This is a genomic window from Xenorhabdus sp. PB62.4, from assembly GCF_014467285.1.
In the GTDB taxonomy this organism is placed as follows: domain Bacteria; phylum Pseudomonadota; class Gammaproteobacteria; order Enterobacterales; family Enterobacteriaceae; genus Xenorhabdus.
The window spans coordinates 1-659 of record NZ_NKHR01000112.1; the positions used below are offsets into that span (position 1 = coordinate 1).

A 659-nucleotide genomic window follows, 5' to 3' on the forward strand; every position below is an offset into this window, starting at 1 on the left:
CAGGGAATGACGCCGGTGGGCAAGGCACTGACGCCCGAACAACGCCAGATACAGGCATTAGAAAAACAGGTGAGACGCCTGGAAATGGAAAAAGCGATCCTAAAGCAGGCGGCCGTGCTGATGAGCGAGATGCGCAGTGGCGCTATGCGTTGATCACACGGCTGAGCACCCAATGGCCGGTTACCGCATTATGTCAGATGCTTCAGGTGTCACGCAGTGCCTATTATGACTGGCGACAACGCCCTGTCGACACGGAACGTCTGCAGTTGCGCGTCCGGGTTCGTGAACGGTATAACCAAAGTCGGGGTGCGATAGGCAGTCGCACATTGAGCCGCCTGCTGACCAATGAAGGCTGGCCAATTGGTCGCTGGAAAGCCAGACGGTTAATGCAGGAATGCGGTCTGCAAAGCCGTCAACCGGGGGCTCACCGTTATCGTCCGGCCGGAGAAGAGTTTGTCGCTTCCCCGAATCTTTTGCGACAACATTTTGCCCCGGAATGCCCGAATACCTACTGGTGCGGAGACATCACGTACGTTCGCATAAAAGAGGGATGGTGCTATCTGGCTGTGGTCACGGATTTATTTTCCCGCCGGGTGGTGGGGACGGCCATTGGTTCTTCGCCTGATGCTGAGCTGGTCTGCCGGGCACTGAACAATGCA

1 protein-coding gene is annotated in these 659 nt (G+C 56.8%); it reads left to right on the plus strand.

The features are described from left to right. Positions 1 to 659 (plus strand): IS3 family transposase (locus Xenpb_RS19465; protein WP_187655752.1); only part of this gene is annotated, 659 nt, incomplete at both ends.